General features: G+C 54.1%; 12 protein-coding genes. 5 read left to right on the top strand and 7 right to left on the bottom strand.

The window, feature by feature from the left end:
- The 5 genes from VEI96_06660 to rimP form a co-directional block, all read right to left on the bottom strand.
- Positions 1 to 230 (bottom strand): prepilin peptidase (locus VEI96_06660; GenBank protein ID HXX57664.1); only part of this gene is annotated, 230 nt, incomplete at its 3' end.
- Positions 227 to 538 carry a hypothetical protein gene (locus tag VEI96_06655; GenBank protein HXX57663.1) on the bottom strand — a complete coding sequence of 104 codons (312 nt, stop codon included), beginning with the start codon at positions 536 to 538 and terminating at the stop codon, positions 227 to 229. The genes VEI96_06660 and VEI96_06655, both read right to left, overlap by 4 nt.
- A 15-nt stretch (positions 539 to 553) precedes the next feature.
- Entirely contained in the window at positions 554 to 2,644 is a 2,091-nt protein-coding gene (gene recG / locus VEI96_06650) for an ATP-dependent DNA helicase RecG (protein HXX57662.1), read from the bottom strand.
- Between the two features lie 15 nt (positions 2,645 to 2,659).
- Complete coding sequence (gene nusA / locus VEI96_06645) at positions 2,660 to 3,796, bottom strand: transcription termination factor NusA (GenBank protein HXX57661.1); 1,137 nt, start codon at positions 3,794 to 3,796, stop codon at positions 2,660 to 2,662.
- 1 nt (position 3,797) lies between these two features.
- Positions 3,798 to 4,286 (bottom strand): ribosome maturation factor RimP, encoded by a 489-nt coding sequence (gene rimP / locus VEI96_06640; GenBank protein HXX57660.1) that lies wholly within the window; start codon positions 4,284 to 4,286, stop codon positions 3,798 to 3,800.
- A 746-nt stretch (positions 4,287 to 5,032) separates the two neighbouring features.
- Here rimP and VEI96_06635 point away from each other — a divergent pair.
- Together VEI96_06635 and VEI96_06630 are read left to right on the top strand one after the other, a co-directional pair.
- Positions 5,033 to 5,347, top strand: coding sequence for a cytochrome c3 family protein (locus VEI96_06635; GenBank protein ID HXX57659.1), 315 nt, complete (start codon positions 5,033 to 5,035; stop codon positions 5,345 to 5,347).
- Between the two features lie 328 nt (positions 5,348 to 5,675).
- Complete coding sequence (locus VEI96_06630; protein HXX57658.1) at positions 5,676 to 6,104, top strand: hypothetical protein; 429 nt, start codon at positions 5,676 to 5,678, stop codon at positions 6,102 to 6,104.
- Positions 6,105 to 6,213: 109 nt separating this feature from the next.
- On the opposite strand, the gene VEI96_06625 is transcribed toward VEI96_06630, so the two are convergent.
- Positions 6,214 to 8,469, bottom strand: a complete 2,256-nt coding sequence (locus VEI96_06625) for a hypothetical protein (protein ID HXX57657.1) — start codon at positions 8,467 to 8,469, stop codon at positions 6,214 to 6,216.
- 333 nt (positions 8,470 to 8,802) lie between these two features.
- A complete protein-coding gene (locus VEI96_06620) occupies positions 8,803 to 9,717 on the bottom strand; it encodes a branched-chain amino acid transaminase (GenBank protein ID HXX57656.1) in 915 nt (304 codons plus the stop codon).
- A gap of 195 nt (positions 9,718 to 9,912) precedes the next feature.
- Here VEI96_06620 and argJ point away from each other — a divergent pair, with 195 nt between their 5' ends.
- From argJ to VEI96_06605, 3 genes are all read left to right on the top strand, one after another.
- The gene (argJ, locus tag VEI96_06615; protein ID HXX57655.1) at positions 9,913 to 11,106 is read left to right on the top strand and encodes a bifunctional glutamate N-acetyltransferase/amino-acid acetyltransferase ArgJ; all 1,194 of its coding nucleotides are present in this window, start codon (positions 9,913 to 9,915) and stop codon (positions 11,104 to 11,106) included.
- A 69-nt stretch (positions 11,107 to 11,175) separates the two neighbouring features.
- Positions 11,176 to 13,581 carry a heavy metal translocating P-type ATPase gene (locus VEI96_06610; GenBank protein HXX57654.1) on the top strand — a complete coding sequence of 802 codons (2,406 nt, stop codon included), beginning with the start codon at positions 11,176 to 11,178 and terminating at the stop codon, positions 13,579 to 13,581.
- Entirely contained in the window at positions 13,578 to 15,128 is a 1,551-nt protein-coding gene (locus VEI96_06605) for an NAD(P)H-hydrate dehydratase (protein ID HXX57653.1), read from the top strand. The genes VEI96_06610 and VEI96_06605 overlap by 4 nt, the downstream gene beginning before the upstream one ends.
- Positions 15,129 to 15,245 lie beyond the last annotated feature (117 nt).

Raw genomic sequence — 15,245 nt, 5'->3', positions numbered from 1 at the left:
AGAGGATACCGCGGTGATATCTTCGCCCTGCAGTACCTGCACCGTCCTCCAAGCATCAGGAAACTGAAGATAGGGATGTTGTCATAGGGCTTAATGGGCGTGTCACAAGACGGGCAGCGAGAAGAGGGTTTGACGAGCGATATATCCCTCGGCAGCCTGAAGATACAGACGTTCAGAAATGACCCGATTATGGAGCCGAGGAGAAAGGCTAAGATATAAGCTGCGGTCATGCCTCTGCCTTGCTAATCTCCGATGCTTTCTTCTTCACATCCTCTATCTCTGCATCGAGGGCCTCGATCCTGCTGAGCGTCTCTGTGATGACAGGGTCCTTCAACATCTTGTCCGGGCCGTCTTTCAGCGCGTAGACCCTCTCGCCGACGATCTTCATCAGTTCTGCACGCTTCCTCTCCATCTCCGTCGACTGATAGAGGAGCTTTACCACGGAGATCTCTATCTTCATCCGGTCGCTCAACAGCGATGAAAGCCATTTCACCCTTTCGATGCCCCCATCGAGATTGCTCTTAATCTTTTTCCACATCGCGGTCATCCCCCTTTACGCTGTCTTGAATAACGCTACCTTCCCTTCCCAGAATCTCTCAACGGTCTTCTTTAAAAGCGGAGATTTCCTGAGTTCAGGATCATCGTCGACCAGGCGGAATGCCTCTTTCCGCGCCATCTCAAGAAGCCTGACGTCCCTGATGATGTCGGCGGTCTTCAGGTCGGGCATCCCCGACTGCTTTGTGCCGAAGAACTCACCCGGCCCCCTGATCGCAAGGTCTTCTTCTGCTATCCGGAAGCCGTCGCCGCTTCTCACCATGATGGCGAGCCGTTTCCTTGCCTCCTCGCTGCAGGGTTCATAGGCCAGCAGGAAGCAGTGCGATTGTTGGCTCCCCCTGCCGACCCTGCCTCTCAGTTGGTGGAGCTGTGAGAGTCCGAACCTCTCGGCATGGACGATGAGCATCATGGTTGCATTCGGAACGTCGACACCCACTTCTATCACCGTTGTGGAGACGAGGATGTCGACCTCCCGCTTCTTGAAGGAAGCCATGGCCGCTTCCCTCTCACCAGTCTTCATCTTACCATGAACAAGCGCAGTCCTGAAATCAGGAAATATCCTCTCAAGGGCGGTCTTGCCGAGGATGGCCGATTTCAGGTCTGAGTTCTCCGATTCCTCGATAACCGGATAGACGACATATACCTGCCGTCCTTTCCTGACTTCCGAAGCGATTGTTTCATAGATGAGGCGCTTCTCATGAGAATGAAAGAGCCGTGTTATGACAGGTGTCCTGTTGGGCGGAAGTTCATCGATTACCGAATAGTCGAGGTCGCCATAAACTGTCATGGCGAGGGTCCTTGGGATCGGGGTTGCTGTCATAACGAGCACATCGGGGTTACCGGCCTTTTTTCGGAGCGCCGCCCTTTGCATGACACCGAAACGATGCTGCTCATCTATGACGATAAACCCGAGTCTCTTAAAACGAACCCCTTCCTGTATGAGGGCATGCGTGCCGACGACGAGATCGATCTCTCCCGATGCTATCTCTTCTAAGGGTCTTTCCTTCTTTCCTCCCGTGAGGAGAGATACGCGGAGACCGAGGTCTTCAACCAAGGCATGCATGCTTATATAGTGCTGCTCTGCAAGGATCTCCGTGGGTGCCATGAGCGCGCCCTGGTAACCGCACTCAACAGCCGTGAGCAAGGCCATGAGGGCTATGATCGTCTTTCCGCAGCCGACATCTCCCTGGATCAGTCTGTGCATTGGATGGGGCTGCTTCATGTCCCGGAGGATCTCCCCAAAGACCCTTTCCTGCGCTGTGGTCAATCTGAAAGCGAGTTTCTCGAGAAGCCTGCCGACCAATCCGCCCTGGGGGTCAAATCTGATACCCTTCACCCTCGTCTCGCTCTTCCTCATGACGGCGATACCGATTTCGAGGCAGAAGAGTTCATCGAAGGCGAGTCTTCGCTGGTGATCCGACGCTCCCCTGTTGAGATCCTCAATGTCAGCCTCAGGCGGAGGGAAATGGGCACCTACAAGGCTCTCCTGTAATCCGGGAAGGCCATTCCTCGCGAGTATTTCTCCGGGAATGGGATCAACGATCTGCCCCGGCAGGGTCTGTAAAACAGAGAATATAACGGACCTGAGAACTCTCAAGCTCAGGCCGGTCGTCGTACGGTATACCGGAACAATCCTTGATGTATGGATGAGGTTCTCCGTGTCGTCATCGATGAATTCGTATTCGGGTTTGTCCATTTCGAACCCTGCTCCCCGGTATGTGTTCTGCCTCACGACACCGCTCAGGATAACTTCCCGGCCCACCGCAAAATTTTTTTTCATGTAAGGCTGGTTGAACCATTTTCCCTTTAAGGTGCCGGTTCCATCGGAAATTACGAGCTCAAAGATCTTGTATCTGCTTCTCGGAAGATGGATGATCTCCGATGAGACGATCGTGCCTGCCGCCGTCTCTCTTGTGCCGCAGATCAGCTCACGGATCTTCTTTATGCTCTTTCTGTCTTCGTACCGGTAGGGGAGGTAATAGAGGGAATCGCCGGCGGTTCCGATCTTCAGCCGGTTGAGGAGCTTGGCCCGCTGGGGGCCGACGCCTTTTATATACTGGACCGGGATTTCCGAGGGGTCCCTATCCATCGCGGGGGGTAACGGTTACTCCGGGGAATCTTCGGGTTTTGCCGCGCTCTCGTCTTCTTGAGGAGCTTCTTTTTGTCCGCTCTCCTGGGCTGTCTTCTCCGTCTCTTCCATCCGCATCTTCGAGTATTCCGATTCGCTGATGATGTCGATATCCCATCCGGTGAGTTTCATCGCGAGTTTCACATTCTGACCCTTTTTCCCGATAGCAAGAGAGAGCTGCTGGTCATTCACGATCACCATCGCTGTTTTCTCTTCCTCGTTAATACCGATCCTGTCGACCGATGCCGGGCTCAGCGCGCGCGAGAGGAGTATCCTTGGATCATCCGTCCAGGGGATGATATCGATCCTCTCTCCCCTCAGCTCACGGACAATGGACTGAACCCTCGTCCCCTTCATGCCGACACATGCACCTACCGGGTCGATGGAGGGGTCCTTGGAGTAGACCGCGATCTTTGTCCGTTCTCCCGGCTCGCGAACGATGTTCTTTATGACGACAAGCCCTTCGGCTATCTCAGGCACTTCTGTCCTGAAGAGTTCCATGACGAACTTAGGGTTCGTCCGCGAGAGGATGATGACCGGCCCTTTCGGGGTAATCCTCACGTCTTCTATGTAAACCCTTACCGTGTCGCCTCTCTTTAAATTCTCTGCGACGAGCGTCTCCTTCTGGGGGAGCACCGCCTCTGTTTTGCCTATGTTAAGGTAGAAGAAGCCCTTTTCCTTGCGCGTCACGAGTCCGCTGACGACGTGGCCGACCTTATCCTTGAATTCTTTGTAGATAACATCTCGCTCCGCCTCGCGGACCCGTTGCAAGATAACCTGTTTTGCCGACTGTGCGGCTATCCTTCCGAAGTCCTGGAACTGCAGGGGCAATTCGACCTCCTCGCCCACCGTCTTACCCGGGAAGTCCTTCGCTGCGTCTTCGACGGATATCTCTTCATTGCTGTCCGCAACTTCTTCCACGATCCTCTTCGTCTCAAAAACAGTGATGTGGCAGGTTTTCGGGTCGATTCTGAGATTAACGTTCGTTCTGCCGCCGTACCGCTTCCGTGCAGCGGAGAGCAGTGCCGACTCAAGCGTCTTGAGGAGCGTATCTTTCGGTATCCCCTTTTCCTTGCTCATCTGCTCTATAATGAAACAGAGTTCTTTTGTCATATTATTTTACCTCTATCTCGAGTTGAGCCTTCGATACCCAGCTGTATGGTATAGCGATCTCCAGGGGCTCACCCTTTTTCTCCTCTATGACGAGGGTCACAATGCTGCCGTCAATGCCTTCCGCAACCTCCCTCAGTCTCCCCCTGAAGAAACTCTGGTTCTCGATCTTTTCCTTCGTAGTAACCCGTAACAGCTTCCCGATATTATTCTTAAAGTCATCCAGCGATTTCAGGGGCCTGTCGAGCCCCGGAGAAGAGACTTCCAGGGTATATGATCTCGATATAGGATCCTCAACGTCCATGAAACTCTCAAACCTCCTGCTGAATGTCTCGCAATCCCCAAGGGTGACTCCGCCCTCCCTGTCGATCGTGATCCTGAGAAGGGCTCTCCTCCCGCTGCCGAGGAGGCTTACGTCAACGACCTCGAAGCCGAGGTTTTCTGCTACCGCGGCTGCAATTTCTTGAATCTTCCGTTCAACATTTTTATCCATATATAAAACAAAAGAGTGGTTGACCCACTCTCATGAAGGAATACAGCATTTCGATACAGCATGTTCCGAAAAAAGTTCTTCAGGGGTGGTTTCCCACCCCTGAAATGTTTAAAACACTATTTGCCAGGAGCTGGTGCAGGAGCTGGCGCAGGAGCCGGTGCCTCTGCAGGTTTCTCCGGTGCTGGCGCAGGAGCCGGTGCAGGAGCTGGTGCCGGTGCCTCTGCGGGCTTCTCCGGAGCCTTCTGGCAACCAACAGCAAGCGCAAACGCTGCTATCAGCAATAATGAAAGTAACAGGGCTATAATCCTCTTCATATTTCGTGTCACCTCCTTCCCGTTCAATAATATATGACCATCATTTTAATACCATATATAGGAAACAATGTCAAGAGGAAATTCTTTTTGTGAGTACCAAGAGGAGGGAAAATCGCTCGGCAGCGGAGGCATCAGCGATGGAAAGATCCGGCGGGGCTGTGAAGGGATGGGGAGTTATCCGGAACATTCCCCATTTTTGCCTTGAGGGGGTTGACACCCTTCCGGAAATCGATTATAGTTTTGTCACCGGTTTTTTCTTCCTAAAAAGGGAGAAGTTTCCTTAAATGGTTCGTTAGGATCGGTGCATGTTGCATGGAGAACAGAAACCTGCCTGATTTTATGTATGGTAATTGATGGTATGGTTCTTGCTTTTTCTTTCATTTAAAGATGTCATCAGGACATCGGATTTTCGAAGAAAGGGGGTGAAAGAGAATGAAGGTTTTTACAATTCTGTTGACGATGGCGGTTGCTGTAATGTTCATCGGCAGCGCCATGGCGGTTCCTCCTGGGAAGACCGTCGAGTTTGACAGCCCGGCAGGGAAGGTCGTTTTTGACGGCAAGGCCCATGCCGATAAGGGCCTCAAATGCAATGACTGTCATACGAAGATATTCCCGATGAAGAAGGGCGGCACGAAGATAACGATGGAAGAGATGAACGCCGGCAAGAATTGCGGCGAGTGTCACAACGGCACGAAGGCGTTTGCATCGAAAGATGCCGCTAACTGCGGAAAGTGCCACAAGAAATAATTCAAGACTCAAGAGAAAGGCCCGTCCTCCGGGCCTTTCTTGCTTCATCCGTGCAATCCTATCATCCTCCATCGGCAGACCGGTTTCGGTACCGGAAGAGTCAGACGAGACAGCGGGCACTTCTCTATTCCTTCCATCCGGGAACAACTCAATTGCAAGGTGCTGCCCCGAGTAAGCAGCTTCGAGGTTCTCTGCCATCCCCGCCATTCCGGAACTAACCTCAGCGTGCAAGATCGCAAGCCTGAACCCTTCTCTCTTTTTTCGAGAATCACGATTCCGCTAAGAATGAGAATATGATAAGATTAAAAAAGAAAGGGAGGGAATACCGATGAAGAAACAACATAACGAATACCCCTTAATGAGATTCGGAATGGTCTGTTCAATTTTGGCGGTGATCGCGATTTTCGGTCTTGCGCAGCTCGGTGCTCAGGATATAAGAACCGTGCTTCATGAGGGCGTCCAGCATCCGGTTGCGAACATCGAAGGAAACTTCAATGTCCATCCTTTGGACAAGGTTCGCCTCGATGGTTCTTTCAGTTATGATCCTCGAGGGAGGTCCTCTTCCCTCATCTTTAAGTGGGAATTGGTCTCTAAACCCAAGGAGAGTTCAGCCACTCTCTTATATAGTGGTCCCAACGCTTCTTTTGGTGCTGATGTGGTTGGGACCTATAAGGTTAAGCTTATTGTAAACAACGGTTTTGAAGACAGCGAACCGGCGTACGCTATCATAACCGTCACGAAAAAGGGATACGAATAGTAGCGGGATCTTTCAGAATCCCGTGCTTTCCGTACGAGTCGAAGCGTAACGCAATCTTCATCCAGAGGCGTAATCAGGACCGACGCAAAGCGGTACGGCTGAATCTTCGTTACCGACGACCGCCTCCTCCTCCTCCCCCTCTGCCGCCCCAGCTCCTTCCACCGCCGCTCTCGGAATGTTGCGACTGCTGGAAGCGTTGGCTCTGTTCTGCTCCCCTTTGCCTGTTCTCCGCTTCCTGCTGCAGCCCCTTCATCTCTTCGCTGCCTCCCGACTGACCGAAGGACGAAGGTTTTTCCTGCCCGGCCCCTTGGGGCTTCTGCACGCTATTCCAGCTGCCATTGCTATATTTTTCCCAGCCCGAACCGGTGTTCTTGTAAACATTCCCGTCGTGGCCCGCATACATATTGCCGCTTGCGGTCTTAGCCGCGGCAGTGTTGCCGTAAGCGGTAGTCGCGCCAGCTGCCTTCCCGCCGGAGGTAGTCTGCACCGATCCGACCGATCCCTGAGCAGTCGTATAATGTTGCGTGTAGGCTGTCTGGCCGCCCTTCGAAACTACGGAACTGCCCCATGAACCGTAAGCATTTGAGCCCTGCTTTGTAGCACCATACGCTCCGGTGTAAGGATTATACGCCTGCCCGACAGCGGCACTGCCATAGGCCGTGGAAGCAGAGGCGGTCCGGGCATACGTGCCGGTGTAAGGGTTATATGAAGCTGTTCTTGTTGCCGAGCCATAGGGACCGTACGCTGTCTGCGAGACGCCGTAAGCCCCCGTGGCCGGGTTGTGATAAGTCGCGGCACCATAAGTGTAAGGTGTAGGGTAATAAGCCGGGTACCCATACCCGCCGTACATACCGACGTAAGGGGGATAATAGTAGCCGGTCCCTCCAGCAATGACCGCTCCCGTGGCGGCACCCATCACAAACGCGCCCATGTATCCGGCTGTGTAGCTGGCCTGCACGTAACCATCAGGGACCGTGGTTTGGGTCACATACGTGACGTTGTAAACCGGTGAACTCGGAGGGATCGTGTATATCACCTGGGGAACTGATTCGGCGGTCTGCCAGGGGCCCTGCGGATTGGCGGAAACGAACCAGATGCCCTGAAGACAGAGGTAATAGAGGTCGCCGACTCTGATCACCTTTTGTGATGTATTCGTGGCGTATGAGAGAGATGTGCCTTGAATGAGCGCGAACTGAGGAGCACCGTCGTATGTCACCTTGGCAGCTGCCGCCGCAGCAGCCGGATTCACGGTCACCCTTGTCGGAATCTGTGCCATGAGCACGGCGTCTTTGGCCTCCTCAGTCCCGGGAACGGAGGCGAGCACCTGGGCGGCCGGACTGTTACCCGGGATGCGAGCAAAGTCAGCAGGCAGGTTGGGCGTGGCAAACGTCCACGGGCCGCTCAGACTTGAAGCGCTGAACCAGCGGCCTGCCGTCAGATAGTAATATTGGTTTGTCGGGGTATAAAGGAAAAGGTAGCTCATCGTGTTCGTGGCGTACTGGAGCTGGGTCCCCGGAATTTGTGCATATGTCGGCTTACCGTCAAGGAGTATGATCTCAGCCGGACTCGTGCTGTAGAAGACCGTCGGGACTACCGCGTCGGGCTTTGCAGACGGCGGAGGGATAAAATTCTTAAGATCTGCCCACTGCGTCTCCTTCGGCAGCTTCTTCATATCTTTCGGCAGCTTCGCTGCGACCGACCAGGAGCCATCCAGTGCGGCTGCCGACAGCCACTGCTCACCCACAAGGAGATAGAACATGGAGCTCTGCGTGTCGAAGAGAAGCGGCCAATGAGTGTTGACCACATATTCCAGTTTGGTCTTCTGGATTGGCGCGCGGACCGGCTGACCATCTATGTCGAGAAGGATTGCCGGCCTATAGCTGACGAAGATCACAGGCGGGTCGCTCTTCAGCTGCACGCCCGACACCGACTCCTTCTTGGGGACTGCCGCCACCAGCTGATGCATGGTGATCGTAACGGCCGGCGGCAGGAAAGTCCTGAGCAATTGCTCCATCTGCGCGGAGGTTGCCGGATCGAGAGAAGGGAAATAGGTCTTCTTGATATTCAGATTATCGATCAAGACCATCTTGTTTTCGTTGTCGACGGTTGTCTGGCCGTGCAGTTCGACGACACCCACCGCCGTTTTGCCAGCTTTCGGAGTGAGCTCGATGGCCATCCTCCAGTCCAACTCGCGGAAGTCCTTCCAATCGTCAACCTGAGGCTGATACGTAACAAGGACATTCCCGTTTTCGACTCGTTGACGGGGCCATCCCGCATCCTGGGGACTCTGTGCCACACTTGCTGTCGCCGATGCAATGATCAGCACCAAAGAAGCTGCGAACCATGTAATGGTATTCACTTTCATTCGACCTCCCGTCTCCTGTGCTTTTGCGGATGATTGTATAATGAGAAGCTCTGACGTTATACCCATATTATATCTTAATTAAGGCAAGAGAACACAGCGGTCTTCGGACTGATGGGATCGGGCATCCACGGTTTCTATCATGTGGGGATGACGACTCGAACTCTGCAACAATCAAATGTCGGGTTTCGATCCGTAATGGCCGCTGTTAAGACGGGCTGGTGATCGTTCGTCAGTGCCTCGTGAAATCCGATAATGAAGGCAAGGGGCATTCCTTTTTCGATGAAACAAGCAGGGTGGATCCTATCGCTCAGGGTTTGTTCTTGGCAACCAGATCTAAACGTAGGTCAGCCAGGATTCGTACTTCTTGTTCTTGCCGGTGACGACATCAAAGAACAGCGATTGCAATCTTTTCGTGATTCTGCCCGGCTTCCCGTCCCCCACAATCCTCCCGTCAATTTCCCTGATCGGCGTTACTTCCGCGGCCGTGCCGGTTAAGAACGCCTCCTCCGCTATATAGAGCTCATCCCGGGTAAACCGGTCTTCCATGACCTGGATGCGTTCGTTGCGAGCTATCTCAATGATGCTGTCCCTTGTGATGCCCTCAAGGATCGAGGTGAGGGGTGTGGTCTTGAGCATTGCGTTCCTTACCATGAACACATTTTCTCCGCTTCCTTCCGACACATAGCCCTCCGTGTCAAGCAGAATGGCTTCATCATAGCCGCAGGCAATCGCCTCCTTCTTCGCCAGTTGGGAGTTGACGTAATAGCCGCAGACCTTGCCCCTCGTCATGTTGGAGTTGACATGGTTCCTGATGAACGACGAGACCTTGATCCTGATCCCCTTGCTGATCCCCTCTTCTCCGAGGTATGCGCCCCACGGCCATACAGCGATCGATACCCTTACCGGGTTTTCTTTCGGATAGAGCCCCATCGCACCGTACCCTATGTACACCAAGGGACGTACGTAGCATTCCTTTACCCCATTGATTCTGACCGTTTCGACGATAGCCTGTTCTATCTCCCTCAGTGTAAAAGGCATATCGAGTAAGAAAATGCGGGCGGAGCCGAAAAGCCTCTTCACATGCTCTTTGAGCCTGAAGATCGCTGGGCCTTTCTTCGTTTTATAGCATCGTATGCCTTCAAATACCCCGAGACCGTAATGGAGCGAATGGGTAAGGACGTGCACATTCGCCTTGTCCCAATCGACAAATTCGCCATCCATCCATATCTTTTTTGTCTTTTGAATCACCGTGCTATAGTTATAGCAGTATGGCCTTTCCGCTGTCAATAGAATAACCAAGAGAGTTTGAGACTTTATGGCATAAGGATGACGGGATGCGACGCCCCAGCAGGGCCGCTTTAGGGGAGAGGCGAGCAGTATTGCAAAAAGGACCACTTTACAGTATGTTAGTCTTAATCTTTTTCCTCATAGGAGAATCCGCAAATGGGTAAAGAGAACGCGATGACGCCGAAGGGTTATCTCTTCTCGGCTGCTGAAGCAGCCATCAAGAAACCGGGAAGGAAGGACCTCGCCCTTATCTTTTCCGAGCAAGAGGCCGTCATGTCCGGCAATTTCACCACGAACAGGGTGAAGGCGGCTCCCGTGAAGCTCGACATGAAGAGGATTCGGAGCGGCAGGGGTAGGGCGATTGTTGTGAACAGCGGCAATGCCAACGCCTGCAGGGGCGAAGAGGGGATGAGAGACGCCCTGGAGATGACCGAACTGGTCTCGTGCGCTCTCGGGATCAATATGAAGGGTGTCTATGTCTGCTCCACTGGTGTTATCGGAACCCCGCTGCCGATGGGACGGATACGGCCGGTGATTCCCAAGCTCACAAAGGGTCTGGGGAAATCTACAGTGGACGATGTTGCCGCAGCGATCATGACGACCGACACGTTTCCGAAGGTCGTGAGCAGAAGGCTCAAGCTTGCTGATAGGACCGTTACGATCACCGGCTTATGCAAGGGGGCGGGGATGATTTCTCCCCTGATGGCGACAATGCTCTGTTTCATTCTTACGGACGCACGCATTGCCCGTTCGGCCCTCGACGCTGCCCTGAGCCTCGCCGTTCGGGAGTCCTTCAACAAGATAACCATTGACGGTGACAGGTCTACCAATGACACTGTTCTCGTCATGGCAAACGGCATGGCACGGAATGAGACGGTGGAGAAAGGCTCGGCGGACTTCAAGAAGTTTGTCCGGGCGCTCTCCGACGTGACATCCGCTCTCAGCAGAATGATCGTGAGAGATGGTGAAGGCGCTACGAAGCTGGTGGAGATAGAGGTGAGAAATGCGAAGAACACGAGAGATGCGGAAAAGGCGGCATTTTCCGTCGCCAATTCCCTCCTTGTAAAGACCGCCATCTACGGTAACGATGCGAACTGGGGAAGGATCATGGCGGCCCTCGGTCACTCGGGCATCTCGATGAGAGAAGAGAAGACCGACATCTCTTTCGGCAAGGTGAGGATTGTCCTGCGTGGCCTCGCCACCGGAAAGGAAGGAGAAGCGGCCGATGTCCTGAGACAGAGAGAGATCAGGATTACCATCAATCTCCATATCGGCAATTCTTCTGCAAGAGTCCTCACCTGCGATCTCACGGAAGACTACGTGAGGATAAACGCCGAATATAGGACGTAGTCACACCTGCCGTAAGAGACACTCCCTTTCGTCTAAGGCCCGGCAATATTTTTTTGCTATAATGATTTCATGGAGAAGATCGACCTGCCGATAACCGGGATGACCTGCGCCTCCTGCGCTGCAGCCGTCGAAAATGCCCTCGGCAAGATGCAGGAGGTGAAGCGTGCGTCGGTGAATTTTGCTTCGGAGAAGGCGACCCTCGAGATCGAGCCACCCATCGACCTGAACAGGATCATCGCGGCGATAAAGGAGGAGGGGTACGGAATCTCGAGCAGCAGAACCGACTTTGCGGTGAGAGGCATGACCTGCGCGGCCTGCTCCGCCGCCGTCGAAAGGGCATTGAATGGGCTTTCCGGTGTTCTTCAGGCGACGGTGAACCTCGCTGCTGAAAAGGCGACGGTCGAATATATCCCTACCATCGTCGGCTTCAGCGATTTCGCAAGGGTTGTGCACGACGCCGGGTACTCTGCGGAACAGATTACCGAGGACTATGGGGACAGGGAGATGGTCCGCAGGGAAAGGGAGTTTCATGGCATCCGGAAGCGGTTTATCATAAGCGCAGTCCTCACCGCACTCATCGTGATCGGGAGCATGACGCACATCCCTTTCCTGTCGGACTGGAAGGTTCTTTTCCTTCTCGCAACACCGGTCCAGTTCTGGGCGGGCATGCGATTCCACAGGGCGGCCTGGTCCGCGATAAAGCATGCGTCTACGAACATGAATACCCTCATCACGGTCGGGACCTTTGCTGCTTATATCTATAGTTTTCTTGCGACGTTCTTCCCCGGGATGTTTCTGAAAGGCGGCGTCTCCCCCGGCGTCTACTTCGATACGTCTGCGAGCATCATCACGCTCATTCTCCTCGGAAGGCTTCTCGAGGCTAAGGCGAAAGGGAGGACTTCGGAAGCGATAAAGCGACTCATGCGGCTTCAACCGAGGAACGCAATCGTCCAGAGGGACGGAAGGGAGAAGGAGGTCTTTATCGACGAGGTTGTCCTCGGGGATGTCGTTGTCGTGAGGCCGGGAGAGAAGATACCCGTTGATGGAGAAATCCTCGACGGATACTCCGCGATTGACGAGTCGATGCTCACGGGCGAAAGTCTCCCCGTCGAAAAATCGTCGGGAGACAAGGCCTTCGGCGGGACTGTGAACACCTCCGGGAGTTTCAAGATGCAGGCGACGAGAATCGGCAGGGAGACTGCCCTGGGACAGATCATCCGGCTCGTCGAAGAAGCGCAGGGAAGCAAGGCACCGATACAGAGACTGGCCGATAAAGTTGCGTCAGTTTTTGTTCCGACCGTCATATCCCTGGCGGCGGTTACCTTCGTTGTCTGGTACCTCTTCGGACCGGGCCCTTCCTTCACGCTGGCGCTCATGAATTTCATAGCCGTGCTCATCATCGCCTGTCCCTGCGCCCTCGGTCTTGCCACGCCGACAGCCATTATGGTCGGGACCGGCAAGGGCGCTGAAAAAGGCATACTCATCAGGGATGCGGAAGCCTTGGAACTCGCCCATAAGATAGAGGTCATCGTCCTCGACAAGACGGGAACCATAACGAAGGGCGAGCCCGAGGTTGTCGGCATCGTCGTGAGAAAGGGTATCGAAAGAGATGAGGTTCTGAAGATTGCCGCATCCGCCGAAAAAGTTTCCGAGCACCCCCTCGGAAAGGCGATTGTCAAAAAAGCGGAAGAAAGGGGAATATCCCTCGAAGAACCGAAGGAGTTTATGGCGATACCGGGCGGCGGTATACGGGCTACGGTCGATAGTAGGCATATATTCATCGGCAATGAGCAGCTCTTGAAAAAAGAAGCGATCGAGATATCCCCCATGAAGGCCGAGATGGAAAGGATATCCTCGGCTGCCATGACACCGGTCTTCATCGCCGTGAACAGGGAGGTCGTCGCCGTCTTTGCAGTTGCCGACACCGTAAAGGAAGGTTCCCGTGAAGCGATCAAGATGCTGAGGGAGATGAAGATCGAAGTAACGATGGTGACGGGTGACCACGAAAAGACTGCCGAGGCGATTGCGAGACTTGTCGGCGTCGACAGGGTCTTCGCCGATGTCCTCCCGGAGCAGAAGGCGGAGGTCATCGGGAGACTCAGGGATGAAGGGAAGATCGTTGCCATGGTGGGAGACGGTATCAACGATGCGCCTGCCCTTGCAGCTGCTGATGTCGGGCTTGCGGTTGGGACAGGTACGGACATCGCGATTGAGGCATCGGATATAACCCTGATAAAGGGTGACCTGAGGAGTGTCGTTGAAGCGATACGATTGAGCAAGATGACCCTAAAAACGATCAAACAGAACCTCTTCTGGGCGTTTTTCTATAACGTGATCGGCATACCGGTTGCGGCAGGTCTCCTCTATCCCTTTGGGGGGCCTCTCTTAAATCCCATGATAGCGTCGGCTGCCATGGCATTCAGTTCCGTATCTGTTGTGAGCAATTCCCTGAGGCTAAGGAGGAGGCCTTTATGAAAGTTGTTACGGCAGAAGAGATGCGTGATATCGACGAAAAGACGATCAGGAAATTCGGTATCTCTGGAAATGTTCTCATGGAAAGGGCGGGCACTGCCGTTGCCTCACGGGTCATGGAGCTCTATTCCGGGAGAAAGGTCATTGTCGTCTGTGGCGGGGGGAACAACGGCGGTGACGGGATCGTTGCCGCTCGCGAATTATATAATACGGGCCGGCATGTGAAGGTTCTTCTCTTCTCTGAGGAAGATAAGCTGAGCCCTGATTGCCTCTCACAATTCAGGATAGCGAAGCGGATGGGAGTGCCGATCGAGATGAGGGCCGGGATGACGGGAAGGGATCTCCATAGCGCGGTCGTCGTTGATGCATTATTCGGAACAGGGTTAAGCAAGGATGTCGTGGGGAAGACAGCAAAGGCGATACATTTTCTCAATGACTCGGATGCGCCGGTGGTGAGCGTTGATATCCCGTCCGGCATTTCCTCCGATACGGGGCAGCTGATGGGAACGGCGGTCAGGGCCGCACAAACCGTAACCTTTGGTCTGCCCAAGAGGGGCCACCTCCTCCACCCGGGAGCCGAGCTCACGGGCAGACTCTTTATCGAGAACATAGGGTTCCCTGAAGACCTCCTCACATCACAGAATCTGAACGTGAACATGTTGGAAAAAAGGGAGGTCTCTGCCCTGGTGCCCGAGAGGCATACATATTCACATAAGGGAGACTATGGCCACGTCTTCATCGTTGCCGGGTCGAGGGGCAAGACAGGTGCCGCATTTATGGCTGCCAGGGCATGTATGAGAACTGGCTCGGGCCTTGTCACCCTGGGAGTTCCGGAGTCACTCATGCATGTCTTCCAGTCGAGGGTGACCGAAGAGATGACCCTTCCCCTGCCTGACAGGGGCGACGGGAGTCTGTCTTCGGACGCCGCGGATATCATTCTCGAGTTTTTGTCGGAGAAGGCAGATGTCCTCTGCATAGGACCGGGAATCGGCGTCTCGGGTGAGACGGCGAATATCCTCGAGAAGGTCTTAACCACTTCGCGTGCGCCGCTCGTCATTGATGCAGACGGGCTGAATTCCATAAGAAACACCGGCATTCTCAAGAATGTGCTCGCACCGGTCATCCTCACGCCTCATCCGGGAGAGATGGCAAGACTCTTGGGCAAGACGAAGAAGGGGAGGGGGTTGTCAACCCAGCTTGGAGCGATCGAGAAGGACCGGATTAACACGGCCCTCTCTTTCTCGAAAGATGCCGGGGTTCATCTTGTGCTGAAAGGTGTGCCGACTGTTATCGCGGAGCCCGATGGGAGGGTCTTTATCAATACCACAGGGAATCCCGGCATGGCTACCGGTGGGACAGGAGATGTGCTGACAGGCATGGTATCGTCTCTGCTCGGACAGGGATTGACGCCGTTAGACGCTTCTCTCCTCGGGGTCTATCTTCACGGTCTAGCGGGAGACCGGGCAGCTGATGAAAAAGGTGAACGCTCCCTTGTAGCATCGGACATCATAGAGAAGCTACCGGCCGCGTTTAAAGAGCTGATGCGGTAGATATGGAACACCTCGTCTCTCCCGATATATTCGGTAAGGGTGTAAGGGGTTTTTTTACGGGCAAGGATCCGGGGGTTGATCTCAAGAGGATCTCGGAAATCATCTCCATTGGCAGAG

It is taken from the genome of Thermodesulfovibrionales bacterium (assembly GCA_035622735.1).
Lineage (GTDB): Bacteria > Nitrospirota > Thermodesulfovibrionia > Thermodesulfovibrionales > UBA9159 > DASPUT01.
This window is presented reverse-complemented; position numbering and strand designations above follow the sequence as displayed.